General features: G+C 59.5%; 16 protein-coding genes and 2 pseudogenes. 5 read left to right on the forward strand and 13 right to left on the reverse strand.

All coding sequences use genetic code 11. The features are described 5' to 3' along the window. Positions 1 to 64: 64 nt before the first annotated feature. Together leuA and HB780_RS19190 are read right to left on the reverse strand one after the other, a co-directional pair. Positions 65 to 1,777, reverse strand: a complete 1,713-nt coding sequence (gene leuA / locus HB780_RS19185) for a 2-isopropylmalate synthase (protein ID WP_183695105.1) — start codon at positions 1,775 to 1,777, stop codon at positions 65 to 67. Between the two features lie 329 nt (positions 1,778 to 2,106). After that, a complete protein-coding gene (locus tag HB780_RS19190; RefSeq protein ID WP_183697260.1) occupies positions 2,107 to 3,291 on the reverse strand; it encodes a benzoate/H(+) symporter BenE family transporter in 1,185 nt (394 codons plus the stop codon). A gap of 231 nt (positions 3,292 to 3,522) precedes the next feature. On the opposite strand from HB780_RS19190, the gene HB780_RS19195 reads away from it, so the two are divergent. Further along, positions 3,523 to 4,026, forward strand: coding sequence for a hypothetical protein (locus HB780_RS19195; RefSeq protein ID WP_183695107.1), 504 nt, complete (start codon positions 3,523 to 3,525; stop codon positions 4,024 to 4,026). 151 nt (positions 4,027 to 4,177) lie between these two features. On the opposite strand, the gene greA is transcribed toward HB780_RS19195, so the two are convergent. The 3 genes from greA to HB780_RS19210 all read right to left on the reverse strand — a co-directional run bounded on the left by greA (position 4,178) and on the right by HB780_RS19210 (position 6,508). Continuing rightward, positions 4,178 to 4,660: a transcription elongation factor GreA gene (gene greA / locus HB780_RS19200; protein WP_183695110.1), complete on the reverse strand. Its 483-nt coding sequence runs from the start codon at positions 4,658 to 4,660 to the stop codon at positions 4,178 to 4,180. 132 nt (positions 4,661 to 4,792) lie between these two features. Then, positions 4,793 to 5,749, reverse strand: a complete 957-nt coding sequence (locus tag HB780_RS19205; protein ID WP_183695113.1) for an MYG1 family protein — start codon at positions 5,747 to 5,749, stop codon at positions 4,793 to 4,795. Between the two features lie 171 nt (positions 5,750 to 5,920). After that, positions 5,921 to 6,508 (reverse strand): ATP-dependent Clp protease proteolytic subunit, encoded by a 588-nt coding sequence (locus HB780_RS19210; RefSeq protein ID WP_183695115.1) that lies wholly within the window; start codon positions 6,506 to 6,508, stop codon positions 5,921 to 5,923. A 234-nt stretch (positions 6,509 to 6,742) separates the two neighbouring features. On the opposite strand from HB780_RS19210, the gene HB780_RS19215 reads away from it, so the two are divergent. After that, entirely contained in the window at positions 6,743 to 7,546 is an 804-nt protein-coding gene (locus tag HB780_RS19215; protein WP_183695118.1) for a DUF2076 domain-containing protein, read from the forward strand. Positions 7,547 to 7,608: 62 nt separating this feature from the next. Here HB780_RS19215 and queF read toward each other — a convergent pair whose 3' ends face one another. Together queF and emfA are read right to left on the reverse strand one after the other, a co-directional pair. Then, positions 7,609 to 8,073: a preQ(1) synthase gene (gene queF, locus HB780_RS19220; protein ID WP_174052101.1), complete on the reverse strand. Its 465-nt coding sequence runs from the start codon at positions 8,071 to 8,073 to the stop codon at positions 7,609 to 7,611. 1 nt (position 8,074) lies between these two features. Continuing rightward, positions 8,075 to 8,941 (reverse strand): CDF family cation efflux transporter EmfA, encoded by an 867-nt coding sequence (gene emfA, locus HB780_RS19225; protein WP_435693922.1) that lies wholly within the window; start codon positions 8,939 to 8,941, stop codon positions 8,075 to 8,077. Positions 8,942 to 9,312: 371 nt separating this feature from the next. Here emfA and bluB point away from each other — a divergent pair, with 371 nt between their 5' ends. Continuing rightward, on the forward strand, positions 9,313 to 10,059 hold the full coding sequence (gene bluB, locus HB780_RS19230) for a 5,6-dimethylbenzimidazole synthase (protein WP_286203143.1): 747 nt from the start codon (positions 9,313 to 9,315) through the stop codon (positions 10,057 to 10,059). Positions 10,060 to 10,099: 40 nt separating this feature from the next. Here bluB and HB780_RS19235 read toward each other — a convergent pair whose 3' ends face one another. From HB780_RS19235 to HB780_RS19250, 4 genes and pseudogenes are all read right to left on the reverse strand, one after another. After that, the gene (locus tag HB780_RS19235; RefSeq protein WP_183695124.1) at positions 10,100 to 10,735 is read right to left on the reverse strand and encodes a glyoxalase superfamily protein; all 636 of its coding nucleotides are present in this window, start codon (positions 10,733 to 10,735) and stop codon (positions 10,100 to 10,102) included. A 217-nt stretch (positions 10,736 to 10,952) separates the two neighbouring features. After that, on the reverse strand, positions 10,953 to 13,142 hold the full coding sequence (locus HB780_RS19240; RefSeq protein WP_183695127.1) for an anthranilate synthase: 2,190 nt from the start codon (positions 13,140 to 13,142) through the stop codon (positions 10,953 to 10,955). Positions 13,143 to 13,671: 529 nt separating this feature from the next. Further along, positions 13,672 to 15,194 (reverse strand): annotated as a pseudogene (locus tag HB780_RS19245) (ABC-F family ATP-binding cassette domain-containing protein). A gap of 404 nt (positions 15,195 to 15,598) precedes the next feature. Continuing rightward, positions 15,599 to 17,820: pseudogene (locus tag HB780_RS19250) on the reverse strand (TonB-dependent hemoglobin/transferrin/lactoferrin family receptor). A gap of 277 nt (positions 17,821 to 18,097) precedes the next feature. On the opposite strand from HB780_RS19250, the gene HB780_RS19255 reads away from it, so the two are divergent. Beyond that, a complete protein-coding gene (locus HB780_RS19255) occupies positions 18,098 to 18,877 on the forward strand; it encodes an extensin-like domain-containing protein (protein ID WP_183695130.1) in 780 nt (259 codons plus the stop codon). A gap of 43 nt (positions 18,878 to 18,920) precedes the next feature. Here HB780_RS19255 and HB780_RS19260 read toward each other — a convergent pair whose 3' ends face one another. After that, positions 18,921 to 20,600 (reverse strand): formate--tetrahydrofolate ligase, encoded by a 1,680-nt coding sequence (locus HB780_RS19260; protein ID WP_183695133.1) that lies wholly within the window; start codon positions 20,598 to 20,600, stop codon positions 18,921 to 18,923. A 168-nt stretch (positions 20,601 to 20,768) separates the two neighbouring features. On the opposite strand from HB780_RS19260, the gene HB780_RS19265 reads away from it, so the two are divergent. Then, complete coding sequence (locus HB780_RS19265; protein ID WP_183695135.1) at positions 20,769 to 21,281, forward strand: TIGR00645 family protein; 513 nt, start codon at positions 20,769 to 20,771, stop codon at positions 21,279 to 21,281. A gap of 15 nt (positions 21,282 to 21,296) precedes the next feature. On the opposite strand, the gene HB780_RS19270 is transcribed toward HB780_RS19265, so the two are convergent. Next, positions 21,297 to 22,244, reverse strand: a complete 948-nt coding sequence (locus HB780_RS19270; protein WP_183695138.1) for a COG3904 family protein — start codon at positions 22,242 to 22,244, stop codon at positions 21,297 to 21,299. Positions 22,245 to 22,452: the final 208 nt, after the last annotated feature.

Below are 22,452 nucleotides of genomic sequence, written 5' to 3' on the forward strand. Positions count from 1 at the left end.
AACGAAAAATCCCCTCGATCACATCAAGGGGATTTTGTCTTCACTGGACTTTAGCGGCTGAATTTCAGCCCTTCTTCGCCTTGATATCGAGCACCCGATTCGCCGCCGAAACGATCGCCTCGAGGGAAGCCGCGACGATATTGGTGTTGATGCCAGCACCGAAGAGCTTGCCGCCGGGATAGGAGGTCTCGACATAGGAGATCGCCGCAGCGTTCGAGCCATGTTGCAGCGAATGCTCGGAATAGTCCTCGACTGTCATCTGAATGCCGAGATAGATCGAGAGAGCGTTGATGAAGCCATCGATCGGGCCGTTGCCACGGCCTTCAATGCGCTTCATCTCGCCGTTGTCGGTAATCTCGGCGGCGACAATGCGCTGCCCCTTGTGCTCGGGATCGGCGAAGGTGTGGTGATCGACAAAGCGGATACGGCCGTCAGGCTGCGTCACGTAGCGCTCGATGAAGTGCTCATAGATCCGCTTGGCCGGCAGTTCCTTGCCTTCTTCATCGGTGATCCGCTGGATCTCCTCGCGATATTCCACCTGCAGATTGCGTGGCAGATTGAGGCCGTAATCCTGCTGCATGATGTAGGCGATGCCGCCCTTGCCCGACTGCGAGTTGATGCGGATGATCGCCTCGTAGGAGCGGCCGACGTCCTGCGGATCGATCGGCAAATACGGCACTTCCCAGACGGGATGGTTGGCGACCTTCGACGCCTTCATGCCCTTGTTGATCGCATCCTGATGCGAGCCGGAAAAGGCGGTGTAGACCAGTTCGCCGACGTAAGGATGACGCTCGCCGATTGCCATCTGGTTGGAATATTCAAAGACGTCCTTCATGCGCTCGATATTGGAGCAGTCGAGCTCCGGATCGACGCCTTGCGTGAACATGTTCAGCGCCATGGTGACGACATCGACATTGCCGGTGCGCTCGCCATTGCCAAACAAGGTGCCTTCGACGCGATCGGCGCCGGCCAGGAGCGCCAGCTCGGCGGCAGCGATGCCGGTGCCGCGGTCATTATGCGGATGCAGGGAAATCAACAGGTTTTCGCGATTGTCGAGATTGCGGCACATCCATTCGATCTGGTCGGCATAGATGTTCGGCGTTGCCATTTCGACGGTCGACGGCAGATTGATGATCAGCTTGTTGTCCGGCGTCGGCTTCACCACCTCGATGACAGCATTGCAGATTTCCAGCGCCACATCCAGCTCGGTGCCGGTAAAGCTTTCCGGCGAATATTCGAAACGGTAGCCGCCGCCGGCCTTGGCCGCCATGTCGGTGATCATCTTGGCCGCATCGACGGCGATCTGCTTGATGCCCTGCACATCCTTCGCGAACACCACGCGGCGCTGCAATTCGCTGGTGGAATTGTAGAAATGCACGATCGGCTTGTTAGCGCCTTCCAGGGATTCGAAAGTGCGGGTGATCAACTCCGGCCGGCATTGCACCAGAACCTGCAGCGACACATCGTCCGGCACATTGCCCTGCTCGATGCACCAGCGGGCAAAATCGAAATCGGTCTGCGAGGCCGAGGGAAAACCGATCTCGATTTCCTTGAAACCCATGTCCAGCAACAGCTGGAACATGCGGGCCTTGCGGTCGTGGCCCATCGGGTCGACCAGCGCCTGATTGCCGTCACGCAGATCCACGGAACACCAGATCGGCGCCTTGGTGATGACCTTTGACGGCCAGGTTCGGTCGGGAATGTTGATCTGCGGATAAGAGCGGTACTTCACCGCTGCTTCGGGCATGCCTTTGGGGGAATGGCTGTTCGCGTCCATGGTTTCGTCTCTTCCTTTCCCGTCATTTGCCCCGCGTATTAACCGATCACAGGCGGCTTGGCGATGACAAATGCGGACCCGCTAGGGGTATGCTGTCGATTTTGGGGATATGTCTCGAGGAGCGATGGCCTGGCGGGCTTTACGGCCGCCGAGCGCCCCTCAAAGGACCCGGCAACCGCGCGTAAGGCCGAGAAGAAGAAGCGAAGTGAGGGCGCGCGTATTGTCACGCAGGGCAATGCGCCCACGTACAATCTGCTCAGAAATCTTTGCGCCAGTCGTCTTCATGACCGCGCTTATAGCCGCGCGGCGGAAAGGAAGCAACCCCCTGCTTATCTTTTCAGCATCTGCACCAAATGCGAGAGCGCCATCATCAACAAGCCGGCAATCAGGCCCCAGAAGGCGCCGGAAATCCCGGCAAAGGAAACGCCGGATGCCGTAACGAGAAACGTGACCGCCGCCGCCTCACGCGATTCTACTCTCTGAAAAGCGTTCATAGCCGAGTTGGACAGAGCGCCGACCAGCGCCAGCCCCGCGACCGCCTCGATCAGGACCGGCGGCGCCAAGGTCACGAAGGCGATGACGGCGCTCGCGAGCAATCCGAGAATGATATAGACGACGCCTGCAATAATCGCCGCCCAATAACGCCGCTTGGGATCGGCATGCGCGTCCTGCCCAGCGCACATCGCGGCCGTGACGGCGGCGAGATTGACGGCATTGCCGCCGAAGGGCGCGCTGAACAGCGAGAACAGGCCGGTGACGGCAAAGAGCGGGCCGGGCTTCGGATCATAATGATGCACCTTCAGCACCGCGATCCCCGGAATATTCTGCGACGCCATGGTGACGATAAACAGCGGCAGCGCGATGGAGATAAGCCCGGCGACGGTGAAGACCGGCCTGACCAGTTCGACGCTCGGCAGCAACGAATGCTCCAGCGACATCAGCGCTCCATCCGGTATATTCACGCCGAAGGCTAGCACCAGCGCAAAGGCGACCACCGCCGCCGGCACCGCCCAGAGCCGCTTGACCGCGCCGACCACGATCCAGGCAAGGACGATGGGCAGGCCAAGCATTGGATTGAAGGCGATCGCGTTGACCGGCGCAAAGCAGAGCCCGATCAGCACACCGGCCAGCATCGCATTCGCCAGCGGCGCCGGAATAGCCGCCACAGCGCGCCCAAGCGGCCGGAACAGTCCGGCAATCACGATCAGCACCGCGCAGACCAAAAACGCGCCAACTGCCGCCGGAAAACCGCCCTCGATCGGGCCAGTACTGGCAAGCAACGCAGCCCCTGGCGTTGACCAGGCGATGCTGATCGGCATTTTCGTCACCGCACTGACCACAATGGCGCAAATACCCATGGAAACCGACAGGGCCATCAGCCCGGACGCCGCCTGCACATCCGTCGCCCCAACTGACTGCAACCCGTGCACGATGACAGCAAAGGAACTGGCAAAGCCGACAAAAGCGATGAGGCAGCCCATGAACAGGCTTTGAAGGGAGAAATCTTTGAGCATGGCAGTGACGGGAGACTCGTGGATACGGCGGAAGCGCATGGAGCATCTTAGACGGTGGTCATGCAAGTGCTGTTTTGGGGAAAGAGAATGGCGCGGCGCTGAACCAGGCAACAGCTTCGCCTCGATGCTGCTGATAAGGCGGATGATTAAAAATCTATAGACCGCATTTATTCGCCTCTAGCTTATGGCGAGTTAAGCTCCGCAACACAACTAATTTGAGCGAGACAAATAATGGGCAATGTTGCAGCACCAGTAACCTCCCAAATAAAACTTCTACAAAGACGACTGCGCGGTTTTGTAACCCTCATTCTATGCGCTGTTGGATTCAGCTCGTGCTCCGATGGAAATCAAAGCGCAGACGTGCAGAAGTTTGAAAGCAGTGAACTGCATGCCATAGGCAACTCTTGCAAGGGTGATTTCCTTGTCGTGCGCGGAGGCAATTTTGTCTACGTTAATGGACCCAAAACAATGATTGCTCAGAAGAATATCAAGATAACCGATCTTGGATCGCATCGACTGGTAATGACAGCAAACTATGGGAGGTTCAACATGGTTACGACATTCGCACTTAAACACAACGAGACTGTCGCAACCATTGAGGCAGTTGCAATAGATCCCGAGCTCACCCCCGAGCAATGGGTCGCATCCGGCATTCCCGAAGCTCGAATAAGGGATATGTTCAAAGAAATGAAGGCGACTGCCGCAATGGTTCTTTGTCCAGCATCGGCCGCTTAGCACAGTACCTTGGAAAAGTCGCTACGGCGCCGAAAGTCACCTTTGAGACAAGACTATTCGGATGTAACCGGTCAAACCTCTCACGATAGGGGAACGATGGCGCTCATCATCAGGGTAACCTTCTCGGCCCATGCATGACCAAATGAGCGCTCTAAGAGATGGCAACGATCTCGAGTTCTTGATCGCCGACGCTCGCGACATCTCCAACCGCCTTGCCCATCAGCAGCTTTGCGACCGGGGACACGAAGGAAATAGATCCGGCCTTGGGGTCAGCTTCGTCCTCTCCGACGATACGATAGGTCTGCACGCGCCCGTCGTCACGGCTGAAGGTCACCGTGCTCCCAAAGGCAACCGTATCGATCGAAGCAGGTGCGGGAACAGGCTGAGCCGTGCGAACCCTTTCCGCCAGGTAGCGCAAATCGCGCAAGGGGCCGGCTGCCTGCCGCCGACGCTCGTTCACGTCTTCGATCGTACGTGCAGCATCGTAGGCCGCGCGCGCCTGTTGCAGCTGCAGCTCAAGGGCTTTCAATCCCGCTTCCGTCACAAGGTTCGGGTGTGGTGAGATCGGACGGTCCGGCAGCAGGGTTTCCGAAGCGGTTTCGAAACTCTCTTCCTTGGTGAAGGCAACGGCCAATCTCGAACTCCCTTTGGCACGGCTGGTGCCAGCCGCGCGGGGCGACTGCCCCATGCGCTTGTCAGAACCATGTATACGACGAGAACAGACGAACCGCCAATCCTCGCTGTCAGGTGACGAGAATAGCCGGCTTTACACGAGGCCCGCGTCGACTGCGGGCTTCTGCGCGATGGAGACAGCTTCCGTTACAGCCAACTCAGCCATGGCGAGAGCGGCTTCGCGGGTCTTGGCGGCCGCAATGAAGCGGCCATTATGGCAAAAACTCGCCCCCTCCACGCCGCTAGCCGCCTCCAGATCACCATTGGTCAGGCCAGCCCAGGCCGCAGGCAGATCGGCCCGCAATTCAAATCCCTGGTCAGCGCGGCGGATGCCGGTCAGGCACCAATCCTTGTCGCGCGGGTGAACGACAAACAGCAGGTGATCGGCACCCGCCTTCACGATGGCGGGACGGAAAGGCATTCCCATCGGAAGCTCCAGAATACGACCCTCGCCTGTGTCCACGATTGCCTGATGCACAAGCGCCTCAGCTCGCAATTTTGCCGCGCTTTGAGCTAGCCTTGCCTCGACGAAACTGCGGGCAATGCCAAGCGCGTTTTGGAATCCGCGATCTTCAGCCTCGGGGTCGGTCTCATCGAAGACGGGCTTCAGTGTTTCGAGCAGAGCTGGCAGCGTCAGTCCAGCCAGCTGCCCGGCAACGGAGGGGCTGAGAGCGCCATTGTCCACCAGATCGACCGGCAAAACGAAGCTGTTATCGAAAGAGGTGTGTAGCGCCTCGATATGCGCTTCCGGCAGGCCAAAGGCGGCAAGATAGTCGCGGCCATAATGCTTCCAGATCAATCCGAACGAACTGTAGGGCTGACCATCGTCGCGCAGCGGTGCGCCGCGCTGATGGTGATCGAAGATCCGCTCTACGGCGTCATATTTTCCGCCCACATCGTAGATGATGCGGTCCGCGCCGGGCGTGATCCATTCCGGCGCCCTGCTGCGGATGATACGCGCCTGCGGGAAAAGCCGGGTCAAGATGACGCTGGACAGCAGTTCATCGGCATGAAAGCCACCGGAATGGGTGACGAGGAAATCTGGGGTCATGCCGATATGCGCCTTGTTGTTCGCGGAAGGTCCGCTTGGGGTTGGCACCAGATAGCCGTTGCTGGGTGCCAGCTCAACCCGTCATTCGCTCTTAAGGTCGCTGTAACCGTACGAAAAACGCCCTCGTCTGCCTTCCGGCAAGCGAGGGCGTCGATAATCGATATCGCTAGATCAAATCTCGGCCTGAGACGTGACGATCCGCGAAACCAGACCATAGGCCTTGGCTTCTTCAGCGGACAGCCAGTAATCGCGATCCGTGTCCTTGGCGATCTTTTCGATCGGCTGGCCGGTGGCTTCCGAGAAGATCCGGTTCAGGCGCTCGTTCATCTTGATGATTTCGCGAGCCTGGATCTCGATGTCGGAGGCCATGCCGCGCGTGCCGCCGGACGGTTGGTGCAGCAGGAAGCGCGTGTTCGGCAGGCAAATACGACGCTCCTTGGGAACCGAAACGTAGATCAGCGCACCAGCGGAGGCGACCCAGCCTGTGCCGATGATCCAGACCTTCGGCTTGATGAATTTGATCATGTCGTGAATGGAGTCGCCGGATTCGACGTGGCCGCCGGGCGAATTCACGTAGATGCGTATATCCTCATCGCTGGCGGAGGAAAGTGCCACGAGCTGCGAGCAAACCTTTTGAGCCAGTTCCTGCGTGATGCCGCCGTAAATGAAGATCGAGCGCGACTTGAAAAGATTCGCCTCCGCGTCCTTGCCCAACGGCGCTTCGTTCTTCTTGTCTTCCTGTTCGTCTTCGTCGTTCATTCGCAAGTCTCCAGCATGATGCGTCGTTCACCGCACATAGTGCGACTCAATCCGTAAAACAATGCAGGAAAAAGACAAGGCGCGAATAGTCGGTGAAAGCATGGCGTTATGGTTGCGGGTTACCGAAATGTAACTTGCAGCGGCTTTGAAAAACCGAAATTGCATCTTACGTCAGGTCAGCGCGAGATAAATCGCGCCCCGAATTTGCAGCAGCAGATCGCCAAGGAGGCCATCATGTCGCCTGAAGAACGTCAATTGCTCGCGTCTCTCTTCGATCGCGTGCGTTCCGCCGCCAGCACCCAACGCGATGCCGACGCGGAGAGTTTCATCAATCAGTCGGTTCACGACCAGCCCTATGCCCCCTATTTTCTGGCGCAGGCCGTCATCATGCAGGAACAGGGCATGAAGGCTGCGGCCGATCGCATCCAGCAGCTCGAAGCCCGCGTGCACGAGTTGGAGCAGCAGGGCAGCGACAACCATCAGCAGGGGCAGAGCGGCGGCTTCCTCGGCGGCCTCGGCTCGCTCTTCGGCGGCGGCCAGCAGCAGCACAACCCTGCACCCCAAGCCGGCTACCCGCAGCAGCAGGGCCGCCTCTATGACGACTACGCCCGCAATGCCCAGCCACAACCGGGTCCATGGGGCGGCCAACAACAGCCGAGCGGTCCCTGGAGCCAGCAGGCAGCACCAGCCTCGGCCGGTGGCGGCTTCCTGCGCGGCGCGCTCGGTACGGCAGCCGGCGTCGCCGGCGGCGTGATGCTGGCAGAATCGCTCTCCAGCCTCTTCAGCCCCCATCTCGGTGGTTCCGCCGCAGGCGGTCTCGGCGGCCTCTTCGGCGGCACGGGCACTGGCGCTGCTGCCGGCATTACCGGACAGCCGGCCCAGGAGACAGTCATCAACAACTATTACGGCAACGACGACAACAACAATCAGAATGATCAGAGCGCGGCCGATTACGCCCAAGATGCTGCCCAGGACGCTCAGGACGACGCCAATGACGATTCGTTCGACAATAGCGGCGACGACAGCTCATTTGCCTGAGGCCAATCGTCTTTGACCCATAAGAAAAGGCCGCCTCCCTCGGGATAGCGGCCTTTTTCAATTCAACCGCGCCCGCGATAGGGCTGCACGCCCTGATCCGGCAACCACACGCCTTCCGGCGGCTTGCCCGTCTGCCAGAAGACGTCGATCGGGATGCCGCCACGCGGATACCAATAGGCGCCGATGCGCAGCCACTTAGGCTCCAGCAACTCCACCAGACGCTTGGCGATATAGATCGAGCAATCCTCGTGGAACGCGCCATGGTTGCGGAAGGAATGCAGGAAGAGCTTCAGCGACTTCGATTCCACCAGCCACTCGTTCGGCACGTAGTCGAGGACGATATGGGCGAAATCCGGCTGGCCCGTCATCGGGCAGAGCGAGGTGAATTCCGGTGCGGTGAAGCGCACGACATAATCCGTGCCGGCATGGCCAGCGGGCACCTTCTCGAGAACGGCCACCTCGGGGTTCGCGGCCGTCTCCGTCTGGTTGCCGAGCATCGACAGGCCGGAAACATCGGTCTTGGGCATATCAGGTCTCCTTGATCACTTTGACGCGGATGCCGTGGGCCTTTTCGCCCTCCGGTTCCACATGAATGGTTATTTCCGCGCCCGCATGGATCGCCCGTATGGCGTCTTCAAGGCGGTCGCAGATACGATGCGCCTCCCGTACAGGCATGGCGGCGGGTACGACAAGGTGGAAATCGACGAAAGTCACGGCCCCTGCCCGGCGCGTCTTCAGATCGTGCACGCCGAGCGACCCATCCGCATGCGTCGCAATCGCCTGCTTGATCACCTCTTCCTCCTCAGGCAGCACGGCCTTGTCCATCAACCCGTCGATGGACGTGGAGATGACCTTCCAGCCCTGATAGAGAATGTTGATCGCCACGAGAATGGCAAGCACCGGGTCGAAGATCGGATAGCCGGTGCCGAGCGCCAGGAGCAGGCCGATGAGCACGCCGACCGAGGTATAGACATCCGACATGATGTGCTGCCCGTCCGCCGTCAGCGCCGGAGAACGATGCTCGCGCCCGGCGCGGATCAAGATCACCGCCCACACGGCATTGATGACGCCGGCGACGAGGTTGATGGCAAGGCCGAGGACGGGCGCCTGCATCGGCTGCGGATTGCCGAGGTGCCCCACCGCCTCCTGCACGATCATCAGCGCCGCAACGACGATCATCACGCCCTCGGTGACGGCGGAGAGATATTCCGCCTTGTGATGACCGAAGGGATGGTCGTGGTCGGCCGGCTTTTGCGCATAGCGGATGACGAAGAAGGCGATGAAGGCGGCGACGACGTTGACGGCGGATTCGAGACCGTCCGATAGCAGCGCGACGGAGCCCGTTACCCACCAGGCGGCCATCTTCAACCCCATGACGCCTAGAGATAGCGGCATGCCCCAGAAGGCCAGCTGCCGTATTGTCTGGTTGCCCTGTTCGTTCACGCGTTTCTCCAATGCGGATGCGGCCCATGCATATGCGAATGAATTGCAAAAACAGCGCCGTTGAAATGCAAAACCGCCCACGCGAAAATCGCGCAGGCGGCTCATTGGGGGCTCATATGGTGCAGAACGTACCATTTGTCAAAGGATGACCTGCACCTCGCACACCACAATTTATCCCAAATACACCGATTAAACGAAGCCGAGCCGCCAAGCTGGTCACGCGCACGCCAGTGAAAATCATACTGGTAGTTTCCCGCGCGATCGCGCACTAAGCTATATCCTAGCCCAACACATCGCCGCCTTCGGTAAAACCATGGTTGAATATGCCCGCTCTTGATGATCGCATCGATCCGAACACCTCTCCTCCGGCCGCCGACGCGTCACCAAAGGAGCTGGATCATCTGATCGCGGCCTGCGCGTTTTCGGAAGCGGAGCGCACTGCTGTCTACCACGCTATCGAAACCCGCCGCGACGTGCGCGATCAGTTCCGCTCCGATCCCTTGCCTGAAGACCTCGTTCGCCGCCTGCTCGAGGCGGCCCATCACGCGCCGTCCGTCGGCTTCATGCAGCCTTGGAATTTCATCATGATCAGGCAGGCCGAGACGCGGGAACGCGTGTGGCAGGCCTTCAGCCACGCCAATGAGGAAGCATGCCTGATGTTCGAAGGAGATCGCCGCGCGCAATATCAGCGGCTGAAGCTCGAAGGCATCCGCAAGGCGCCGCTCAGCATCTGTATTACCTGCGATACCAAGCGCGGCGGTCCTGTCGTGCTTGGGCGCACGCACAATCCCGCAACCGATGTCTATTCGACGGTCTGCGCCATCCAGAATCTCTGGTTGGCAGCCCGCGCCGAGGGCGTCGGCGTCGGCTGGGTCAGCATCTTCCATGAGGACGCCATCAAGACGATCCTCAACATACCGGAGCATGTCAAAATCGTCGCATGGCTCTGCGTCGGCTATGTCGATGAACTCTATGACATGCCCGAACTCGCCGTGAAGGGATGGCGCGACCGCCTGCCGCTCGACAAGCTTGTCTTCGAGGAAGGCTGGCAGGACTGCGAGGATATGTAAGGGGTCGCCGCTCTCCGGCAGCCCCCGACGGATTCAAGCGTCACGATCTGAACGCGACAAACGAGATCACGTTACCATCCGGATCGCGCACATGAAAATCGGTGCCACCCCATGCCTGCTTGGTAAGCGGCTGCGCGAACTCCACGCCCCTGGCCTTGAACTCTTCGAACAGTCCCTGGACATTCGAAACCTCGATCGAAGCCAGAATGAGCGACCCTTCCTTTGCCGCTGCCGCTGCAAAGTAGGGCTCGTAGACGAGCCGCAAGTGAATCCAGATGCCGTCACGCGAGACCGCTCCATAGAACGGCGGTGCGCCATGCAGGAAATCTGTCACGAAGCCCAGCCTGTCCCTGAAGAAGGCCGCGCTGGCCGTCACATCCCGCACGAAAAGGATCGGTATGACGCTCTTGAAAACCGGCGGCTCGGGCGATATGGCCGGCGTCTTCGGCGCATTCACTGCCACGGCCTTCAACTCGGCCCAACTTTTGTGGCCCGCTTCAACCGCAACAATCTCCTGCGCCAGCGTCAGAGGGAATTTCATCGCCAGGATCTCGCGATCCGTCAACTCGCTGAAACGGTCGAGCGTTCGAACTCTTCCACCAATGGAATAGTCGCGATCACGGTGCCAGCGCATCAGCAGCTTGGCTTGTTTGCGATAGGTATCGAGGGTTGGCATGGGCGGACTCCTGCTGAGGATTATCAGCGGGCAGGCCTAGCCCTTTCGGCCCCAATGCCGATGTGCCCCACAGGAACGCTGGAAGATTAATTTACAGCCCACGGCAAGTCAAACCACCTATAACGTACCTGTGCGAGCAAGACTTGCAGCAAAACACCCCCATGCATTTTTCAGAGTGCATGGGGGTGTCCAAATTTCGCGGCTAATGGCTCTCGCGTCAGGCCGCCTTGGTTTTCGCCCGGCGCGCCAGATGCGCCACCACATTCTCGATCATCCGCATGCCGGCGTCGCCGCCGAGCGTCATGATCGATTCCGGATGGAACTGCACCGCCGCGATCGGCTCCTTGACGTGCTCGATGCCCATGATCGTACCGTCCTCGCTTTCCGCCGTGATCATGAAATCACGCGGCAGGGTCGAGGGATCGGCGAAGATCGAGTGATAGCGGCCGACGGTGACTTCACGGCCGAGGCCGGAGAAGACCAGGCCCGGCTCCAGCACGCGGATGCGCGACGGTTTGCCGTGCATCGGCACTGCCAGATGGCGAAGCTCGCCGCCATAGGCTTCGGCCAGCGCTTGCAAGCCTAGGCAGACGCCGAAGATCGGCAGGTTGCGCGCCCTCGCCTTCTTGATGGTCGCCTTGCAGTCGAAATCCTTCGGATTGCCCGGTCCCGGCGACAACACCACCAGATCCGGATCCAGCCGGTCGAAGACCTCTTCCGGCACCGGCGTACGCACGGTCGAAACCGTAGCCCCCGTCTGGCGGAAATAATTCGCCAGCGTGTGCACGAAGCTGTCTTCATGGTCGATCAGCAGGATCTTCACGCCCTTGCCGACGGAAGCAACATCGCGCTGCTGCTTGCCGGAATTCGCAGCCTTGGCATCACGGATGGCAGACAGCATGGCGGAGGCCTTCAGTTCGGTTTCGGCTTCTTCTTCCTCGGGATTCGAGTCGTTCAGCAGCGTGGCACCGGCCCGCACCTCGGCAATGCCGTCCTTGATGCGCACGGTGCGCAGCGTCAGGCCAGTGTTCATGTCGCCGTTGAAGCCGACCATGCCGATAGCACCACCATACCACGCGCGCGGGCTCTTCTCATGGCTCTCGATGAAGCGCATGGCCCAGAGCTTCGGCGCGCCGGTGACGGTGACGGCCCATGCATGGCTGAGGAAACCGTCGAAGGCGTCCATGTCGTCGCGCAGACGACCTTCGATATGGTCGACCGTGTGGATAAGGCGCGAATACATCTCGATCTGCCGACGACCGATGACCTTGACCGAGCCCGGTTCACAGACGCGGCTCTTGTCGTTGCGGTCGACATCCGAGCACATGGTCAACTCGGACTCATCTTTCTTGGAGTTCAAGAGCTTCAGGATCTGCTCGCTATCGGCGATCGGGTCGTCACCACGCTTGATCGTGCCCGAGATCGGGCAAGTCTCGATACGGCGACCGGAGACGCGCACGAACATTTCCGGCGAAGCGCCGACCAGATATTCCTGATTGCCGAGATTGATGAAGAAGGAATAGGGCGACGGATTGATCGCCTTCAGCCGCTTGGAAATATCCGACGGCTTGCTGTCGCAGCGCTCCATGAACTTCTGGCCGGGCACCACTTCGAAGAGATCACCCTTGCGGAAGCTCTCCTTGGCCTTGGTCACAAGTTCCGCATATTCGCCGGGGCGATGATCGCTCTTCGGCGGAATGGCGTCGGTGTGGCGGAAAGCCTCGGTGACGATATCACCGGCCTTGCCCTCGGTCGAAATGCCGCCCTTGGCGAAATCATAACGATCGATCCACGCCTTGGCGGAGTAATTGTCGACCACCAGGATTTCGTCCGGCAGGTACAGCACCATGTCGCGCTGGTCGTCGGGACGCTTGAGCTTCAGATTGATGGCATCAAACTGAAAAGCGAGATCGTAGCCGAAGGCGCCGTAGAAACCGATGCTGGCATCGGCTTGCGAATAGAAGAGATCGGTCACGGCGCGCAGCACGGTGAACACCGTCGGCATCTTCGAGCGCTCTTCCTCGGTAAAGACACGATCCGGCGTCTTCACCGTCAGGTCGAGCCTACGCGCGGTCGAGGCACCCAACGTCAATTCGGAAACCGTCTTCAGCTTTTCGGTGATGAAAGCGAGAATGACCTCGCCACGCTCGTTATAGGCTTCGATCCAGACGTCGCGCCCATTGCAGGACAGGCCGAGCGGCGGATCGACGACGGCGGTGTCCCAACGGGTATAACGGCCAGGATATTCATAGTTCGAAGAAAACACCGCGCCGCGGCGCTCGTCGAGCTTGTCAATATAGGATGAAACCGCATCCGCATAAGGCGTCGGCCGGCGCTGGCGGGTGACGGTGATCCCGCCCTTGGTCTCGTAGATTTCAGCACCGTCATCCCGCAGGATCGTTACCATTGTTCCTCACTCCGTTATCAGGCCCGGATGACAGGCGGCCATTATAACAAAAAAGCCGCCTCGAAATCTCGGGCGGCTCACTCGTCGTCTTTGAACACGATTGGTCGAGGCCGCTTTAGCGAGCCCACCACCACGATACGTTGTTGTTCAAAGACATGTTCATGGTGCGAATTGTTAGCGTGAGATGAGATGATGCGCAAGCGGGGGATGGGAGGAAAGTTCTAGGCGGACGGCAAGCACGGCAAGACGCGGGGCCGATCTCGCCCCTGGCGGGCGAGAAAGCAATTTCATTGGCTTAGGAATTGCGGCGCCGGAGATTCAGCATATTCAAAAGCTTAGCGCAATTTCTAAGCCATTGAAATTGCAAGAGCGGGGTCTGCTTCCTGCGTTAACGCACCGGCAATGCATCGCACCCCTACCTACCCCCTCTCTTGCAAAAACTAAGACTTAGACGAGGGACGAGCCCTCATCTAAGCCAAAGTTTTTGCTTTCTCGCCCGCCAGGGGCGAGACAAGGCTCCGCACCCTTTTTACTCCCGCCGTCCCGCCTCCGCGAAAAACACTTCCGGCCCTTCCACCTCGACCAGCCGCTTCCGGTCGATCAGCCAGAAACGGTTGCCGATGTTGCGGACGAAGCTGCGATCGTGGGAGACGAGCAGGCAGCTTGCCTCCTGTGCCATCAGCTCACCCTCCAGCGCCTCCTGCCCGTCGATGTCGAGATGGTTGGTCGACTCGTCGAGCAGGTAGAAGTTGGGATTGGTGAGTCTGAGCACCAGCATCGCCAGTCTGGCCTTCTGCCCGCCCGACAGCCTGCCGATGGCGCGACCCTGCATGTCGATGCCCATGCCAGCACCTGCCAGCAGTGTGCGTGCCCGTTGCTCACCAAGCTCGAACAGCCGCGTGATGACGCCAAGCGGTGTGTCGTCCTGACCGAGATTGGACAAGGCCTGGTCGCTATAGCCGAGCACCAATGATGGCGTCGCCTTGAGCCCCCCAAGGCGTCCTGACCGACAATGGCCTTGCGGATCATCTCGACAAGCCGGGTCTTACCGGCACCGTTAGGCCCAAGCAGGACGATGCGGTCGCCCTGGCAGATCCAGTGCTTGCCGGTCTTGAACAGCAGGGTCCCGTCCGGCGTCTCGACGGAGGCGTCATCTAGCGTCACCAGTATTTTCGCCTGAGTGCCGCGATTGGTAAGCTTGATCGCGCCCGCCGAACGCTCCAGATAGCCCGGCCGGGCCGCGTCTTCCAATCGTTCGGCCCGCGCCTTCAGCTGCTTCGTCTTCACCGTCAGCAGGTCGCTGCCGGAGTTGATACCGAGATTGTTGAGCTTGGCCGCCTGCTTGCGTAGTTGCTGCGCCACCTTCATGTCCTTCTGGAAACGCCGCTCGTCCGAGGCGTCGGCCTCATCCAGCGCGGCCCTAGCCCGGCCATAGGGCAAGGCATAGGTCTGCGATTGCTCCTGGCGCAGGAACAGCGTGCGGTTGGTAACGGCGTCGAGAAAGGCGCGGTCGTGGCTTGCAATCAGCACCGGCACATCGCGGGGCAAAGCGTTCAGCCACTCTTCCAGCAGGGCAATCTTGGCGAGATCGAGATGGTTGGTCGGCTCGTCCAAGAGCAGAACATCGGGCTCCGTCACCCAGACGCGAGCAAGCATGGCCAGCCGCTGCCAGCCACCGCTGAGTTCGCTAAGCGCCCTCTCCCGCAGCACCTCCGGCACGTCGAGGGAATCGAGCGTGACATCGACGCGCCAACCCTCACTCTCGGCCTGCTCCGCCGGCAGAGCACGAAGAACCGCATCGTAAAAGGGCACATTCGCGAGATCGGCGGGCACATTCTGCTCGACATAGCCGACCGTGAGGCCGCGCGAGCGGGTGATATCCCCCACCGTCGGCTCCAGCCTGCCGGCGACGCAATTGAGCAGCGTCGACTTGCCCCGCCCGTTGGCCGCAACGATGCCGATGCGATCGCCGGCCGTGACGGTGAAATTGAGATTGGACATCAGCGGCACACCGAGGGTGACGCCGAAATTGCGGAGATTGATCAGAGTCATGGTCTTCTTCCGGTCTGACCCAAACACCTCGCTGCATCGATCGAAGACGTCCTATCGCCTCATGATGCCGGAGTTGCTCGGTCAATTATCATGACACAGCCGCGCGAACATAAAAGTTCGGCGCTGCATTACCCATAGGGGCAGACCAGAAGGAAATGATTGAGTGACAGCCTCTGATCAGCCCTGCAAACGCATTTGCAGGGCGGGAGTCGGACCGAACTGGCGAATATGCCAGACTATCTTAGTCATACGGTCCTCCTCTCTCAAAACAGGGAATAGGTTGCGCAGTCTGAATAGCATCGAAGGCTGCGATTTACAATTGCATGCACCCGACGACACCAGGCCAAAGCGCAAAAAAGGCGATGCCGAAGCACCGCCCAAGTTTGCTGCATCGAAAAGACGACTTAGAACTTCTGCGTCAGCGTCAGCTTGAAGACCCGGCCGGGCTCGGAATAGTAGGCCGAAGGCTGCGTGAGGCCCGTGGAAGCGACGTTGATCGCGTCGTAGTAGGTCTTGTTGAAGATGTTGTAGACACCGGCACGCAGCGACAGCCCCTTCACCTGCTCCGGCTCCCACCAGCCTGTGAGATCGAAGATGCCATAACCCGGCGCGCGGAAATTATCGCTCGTTTTCTTCGGCTCGCTGGTCGCAGTGATGAAGGTCAGGTCCGTTCCCCAGACATCGGCTGCATATCCCACGGTGAAGGCCGCCTTGGCCGGAGCTACGGAATTGATCCATTCGCCGCTATCAGAGTCCTTGCCGTTGACATAGGCGAGCGAGCCCTTGACGTGGATGCCGTTGTCGAACTTCTTGTGCGCGTTGACCTCGACGCCGAACATGCGAACGTCGGCGCGGTTGAAGTATTCCGTAATGCCGAGCGGGTAAGTGCGCGTTGGATCGGCTGACAATGACGAGTCGATGAAGTTCTTGTACTTGTTGTAGAAGCCGCCGATATGGCCGCCGAAATCGTCATCACCGAGGTTGGTGCCGATTTCGATGCCGTTGCTGGTTTCCGGCTTCAGGTCGGGATTGCCGTAGCTGACATAGCCGCCGGGCACGCCGTAGTTCACGTAAAGCTCGCTGACATTCGGAGCACGGAAGGCCATGGCCCACTGTGCATAAAACTCGACATTGTCCTGCGGCTGGTAGGCCGCGCGCAGCTTCGGCGAGAAACGGCTGTCCGATTGGCCGGATGGCAGGCCGCTATAATTGGCGCTGTCACGATAGGCATCCGTGTTCTTCGGCGCGTAATCATACCAGTCGAAGCGCAAGCCGGGTGTCAGCGAGAAGCCACTGGAACCGATCTCGATCTTGTCGTCGATAAAAGCACCGACGCGCTTGCTGTCGACATTGGGCATATCAGACTGATTGGTGTGCAGGAACGAGCAAGAGAAAGCCCAGCGGGCGGGACCGCAAGCGTCCTTGCCTGCAGAGTACTGATGCACCTTGCCGAAAGCGGTGTCGAGGCCGAAGGTGACCTTGTGATGCAGGCTGCCGGTATCGAAGGACTTCGAGGCGTTGCCGTTGAAGCCGATGCTCCGGTCTTCCATTTCGTTGCGGCGCGAGTAGTCGCCAATGACGGAGGTGTAGCGATAGCCGTTGAGGCCTTCTTCACGCAGCACATTTTGCCAATAGAAGACTGCATTGGCCGTATCGAGGAGGGAATCGGCGCTCTCAGCCTCATACTTGTAGTCGAGCGAAACGCGGTTACGTTCGGTATTGTCGCTCGTATCGTAATTACCAGGCCGAAGGTTTCCGGTCAGGCTCTGAAGGTGCATCGCATCGATGTCTTTATCTTTGTTGTAGTGCTCCGCAGTGATGCCGAAGGTGCCGATATCCGTATACTGGCGGATCTTGAAGAGGCCACTTTTCTGATTGTAGTCGGCCGGATCCGCCTTGGTACGCTTGGTCGAATAACCGCCGACGTCGCCATTGTTTTCAAGCTCATGACCATGGGTGTACCCGCCCTCAAAAAGAACGGCGGTGTTGTCGACGCGCTTGGCAACCGCTGCCGACCCGCCGACGCTCCGGTCGTCACCGTTATAGCCGAACTTGAAGATACCCCCCAGTTGGAACCGGGGGTTATCAAGTCTTCCGGCTCCAGCGTGCGCAGCACGAAGGCGCCGCCGAGAGCGCCCGAACCGGCGCGGCTGGAGTCTGCGCCGCGCACGACATCGACGCTCGAAAGCGAGTTGAAATCGAAGCTGTTGACGCCCCCGTCAGCTCCGCGGGCGACATCGAGCATATAGGGAATTTCAATGCCATCGACCGTGGTCAATACGCGGCCGTCGCTGAGGCCGCGAATATTGATGCCGCCGGTGGTGCGATTGTAGCCGACGCCGACCTCGGTGCTGCGCCCGAGATCCTCGATCCGCGTAATCTGCTTGTCGTCGATCTGCTGCGCCGTCGTTTCGGTGGTCGTCGGCGAGTCGGCGAGCACGTCTTTCGTCGCCTTGCCCTTGACGACGATCGGCTTCAGGTTCGTGACGCGATCGCCCTTCGGCGCCGCATCGTCTGTGGCCACATCATTTTGAGCTGCAGTCTGCGCATAGGACACCGTGCTGAACCCAAGGGCCAGAAACGCAGTGCATGCCAAGAGAACCGAGCGGGAGCGCCGGACAACCATAACCATTCCTTTCGAATTGCTTTTACCGGGCTGGCTGGTTGCTACTGTTAAGAGCGCAAGGGGCTGGCTGGGCTTACTTTGTCAACAAAGCGGAAAAGCTCCGCCTTCTTTCTGCCGCAATAAAAAACATGAGTATTATTGTCAATATATCCGACCAAGATAATCATGAATAAAATTATCATGTTTAAAAGTGGATCGGAAAAGTTGCTGAATTGCAACGAAATCGCTGCGCCAAGCGTTCTCACCATGTCATCATTAGAAGTGGGTGAAATACTTGATGCTATTTCGGATCATCTCCGCCACGACTGCCATCACCATGCTGACGGCAGCGGCCCTCCCCCAAACCGGCCCGACGCCACAGCAGAAACCCGATCGTGAGCAAACGCAGCCCGCCGCCGAGCTGCCCACGCCCATGGAGAAACCGGCTGCTCCGGAGACCCAGCCGTCCACCGGGGAAATGCAGGGACCGCCAAAGCCGCCGCTGACCATCGCGGCGGAACCTGATGAGGAGCATAAGGCTTGCCTCGCGCAATTGACCGCCATCGGCGCCACCTTCAAGGATATCCCCCGAATCGATGACGGCAATGGCTGTGGCATCGACAAGCCGATCGCCCTTACCGAGCCCCTACCGGGCATCCAGATGAAACCGCAAGGCACGATGCGCTGCGAGGCGGCCCTGGCACTCGCCCATTGGATAAAGGAAAGCGTGATACCGTCCGCCGCCGCGCTGAAGGACAATGGCAAGATCGTCACGATCAACCAGGCCTCGACCTATATCTGCCGCCTGCGCAACAACGCCACCACCGGCAAGATCTCGGAACATGCGCGCGGCAATGCCATCGATATCGCCAGCTTCACCTTCGAGAACGGCAAGACCATCGGCATCGAACCCCGCCGCGAGGACCCGACGCTGACAGGCGCGTTCCAGCGCGCCGCCAGCGCCTCGGCCTGCCTCTATTTTATGACCGTCCTGGACCCGGAGAGCGATGCCGCCCATGAGACGCATTTCCATCTGGATGTACTGAAGAGGAAGGGCGAGTTCAGATACTGCCATTAAGAGCAGCCACCTCGAAACAAGCCAGTTCCACCAGAATCAGAACTTAAAACAATCCCTCGATATAGCCTTGATCATTGAGGAAAATCCGTTCCGCCGCCGGGGATTTCGGCAGACCGGGCATGGTCATGATCTCGCCGGTGATGACGACAACGAAACCGGCTCCGGCCGAAAGACGCACCTCGCGCACCTGTACGATATGCCCCTCCGGAGCGCCGCGCACGTTCGGATCTGTCGAGAAGGAATATTGCGTCTTCGCCATACAGACCGGCAGATGACCATAGCCTTGGTCCTCCCAGGAGCGCAGTTGGTCGCGCACGGCCTTGTCAGCGGTTACCTCGCCGGCATGGTAGATTTTCGACGCGACGATCTCGATTTTTTCGAGCAGCGGCAGATTATCGGGATAAAGCGGCTGGAATTTCGCCTGCCCGGATTCGGCAAGCTCCACCACCTTGTAGGCCAGCTCCTCGATCCCCGCCGAACCCTCGGCCCAATGGCGGCAGAGGATAGCCTCGGCGCCAAGCCGCGCGACATAATTCTTCACCGCCTCGATCTCGGCTTCGGTATCCGAGATGAAGTGATTGATGGCGACGACGACGGGCACACCGAATTTGCGGACATTGGCAAGGTGCCGGCCGAGATTGGCGCAGCCCTTCACGAGGGCCTCGACATTCTCCTGGCCGAGATCGTCCTTCTTGACGCCGCCATTCATCTTCAGCGCCCGCACGGTGGCGACGATGACCGCAGCATCCGGAGAAAGTCCGGCCTTGCGGCATTTGATGTCGAAGAACTTTTCCGCCCCGAGATCGGCACCGAACCCCGCTTCGGTGACGACATAATCGGCAAGCTTCAGCGCCGTGCGCGTGGCGATCACCGAATTGCAGCCATGGGCGATGTTGGCGAAGGGGCCGCCATGCACCAGCGCCGGATTATTCTCCAGCGTCTGCACCAGGTTCGGCTGCATCGCATCCTTCAGCAGCACCGCCATCGCCCCGTCAGCCTTGAGATCGCGAGCATAAACCGGCGTGCGATCGCGGCGATAGCCGATGATGATGTCGCCGAGCCGCTTTTCCAGATCCTTCAGGTCCGAAGCCAAACAAAGGATCGCCATGACCTCGGAGGCGACGGTGATATCGAAACCGCCCTCGCGCGGATAGCCGTTGGCAACGCCCCCGAGTGAGGCGACGATGTCTCGCAGCGCCCGGTCGTTCATGTCCATGGCGCGCCGCCAGGTGATGCGGCGGACATCGATGTTTTCTTCGTTGCCCCAATAGATGTGGTTGTCGATCAGCGCCGCCAGCAGATTATGGGCCGAGGTGACGGCATGGAAATCGCCGGTAAAGTGCAGGTTTATGTCTTCCATCGGGATGACCTGCGCATAGCCGCCGCCGGCAGCCCCGCCCTTGACACCGAAGCAGGGGCCGAGGGACGCCTCGCGCACGCAGACGATCGCCTTCTTGCCGATACGGTTCAGCCCGTCGCCAAGACCGACGGTCGTCGTCGTCTTCCCCTCGCCCGCCGGCGTCGGATTGATCGCCGTGACGAGGATCAGCTTGCCGTCCGGCTTGTCCTTCAGCGCGCCAATGAATTGCGCACCGATTTTCGCCTTGTCATGACCATAAGGCGCAAGATCCTCGGCCGGAATGCCGAGTTTCGCGCCGATCTCGATGATCGGCAGCTTCTTCGCGGCACGCGCGATTTCTATGTCGGATTTTACCGTCGCCATGATAACCGGTCCCACCCTGGACATGAGGTATTCACACAACCGGGATAACCCAATAAATATCCAGTGTGAATAGCCACGAATTGTCGTCCGTCGTGAAACTATCCCGCCTTGCCGCGAGGCGGCCGCCCACCTATTGTCCCACGCCGGACGAACGAAAAAGGAAAAGACATGAAGTCGCTGGAACTACTGATCGAACGCATCATTCTCTCCAGCCGATGGATTCTGGTCGTCTTCTATCTCGGCCTCGCAGCCTCGCTCGCGGTCTATGCCATCTCGTTCGGCTACAAATTCTACAAGGTCGCCATCAACGTCTTCCAATACGAAGAGTCCGACATGATTCTTGCGATCCTCGGGCTCATCGACGCTGCCCTGGTGGCGAGCCTGATCGTCATGGTGATGATCTCCGGCTACGAGAATTTCGTCAGCCGCTTCGATGAAGGCGAGGATCAGGTTTCCTTTCTCGGCAAGCTCGATTCCGGCAGCCTGAAAATCAAGGTCGCCTCCTCCATCGTGGCGATTTCTTCGATCCACCTGCTGCAGATTTTCCTCAATGCCACCCAGTACGACAATAGCAAGCTGATGTGGTTTACGATCATCCACCTTGCCTTCGTCGTCTCGGCCGTCCTGCTCGGCTACCTCGAAATGATCATGGCGAAAGCCAAGGGCAACAAGGACGCCTGAGATCGGAGCGCGGGATTACTCGCCGACCGTCGCAGGTACTGCGGCGGCTGGCGGCGGCGTCGCACAGTCCGCAATCGACTGCCTGTCCTTGCAGTCCCTCGCAACGATGAGCTGATCGGCGGCGGCAAGCTCCGTCGTCAACCGCAGCTTCAGCGCATCCATCTGCGCAATGAGATGGATCGAAGCGGGTTGGGTGCCCAGCATCAGATCGAAAAGGGATTCATCGACACCCATTTTCTTCAGGAAACCGGTAAGCCTTCCCCTCTGCTGCCGACCGAGCTTGGTCGTGTCGTATTTCCCGACAAATTGACGTCCGATCTCCTGCTTGGAGAGAACCTTTCGCTTGCCGTTCACCGTTTCGTATTCGGTGCGGTATCGGATACGAACTTCGCTGTAGGTCGTGGTAATCTGATGCACTCCGAGGAGTGCGAAGGGGCTGGAAACGCGCTGGACGCCGCCGGCGAAAAACAGCGGGCAGGCCGAAAAGCAGATGGAGCCGACCGAAAATGTCTCGCCCTTGATGGACCCATCCTTTGATCGCGCCGCCGAACAGATCGGCTCGGCATAGGGGCAATCGCGCGAGCGCGTCCGGCCGACGGCAATCGCCAGCTTCTGTTTGCGGATCACATAGGCCATCTCCATAGCCGCCCGAACATCGCCACCAGGCGAGCTGACGATGATTGGCAACCTTCTGCCACCGAGGCGCTTCAGCAGCTTTTGCAGCTTCCTCGGCGAATCCGCCATGATCTGCCCTTCGGCGGAAATCCAGTCCGGGCAACTATTAGCCTCGCGACAGCTGGCCATGTCACCGTGAACCAGCAGGAATTCCATCGGCTGGCCAACGCCGGAGCCGGCGGCCTCGGCGGACATGCAGGAAAAGACGAGAAGAAAAATACCCGCCAGAAACCATGAGGTCTGCCGGCAACAGCGTGCAACAAGCTGTTGGGAAATACGAAAGGGCATGAAATAAACGCCTGGAAGCAATTGCTATTTGAAGACCGATAGCAAGCGCTTTGGGCCTTCGCAAGGCGCGCTGGCATCACGCCTATCCCTCTCGATGGGCTGGCATTGCCACCGACCGCTGCGGCTTTACCGGAAATCACTCGTTTGAGCACGAAGCGTTGCAGATGACCGGCCCTCCGGCTGCATGTCGATCATGCTACGGCTGATA

Origin of the sequence: Rhizobium lusitanum (genome assembly GCF_014189535.1) — a bacterium.
Lineage (GTDB): Bacteria > Pseudomonadota > Alphaproteobacteria > Rhizobiales > Rhizobiaceae > Rhizobium > Rhizobium lusitanum_C.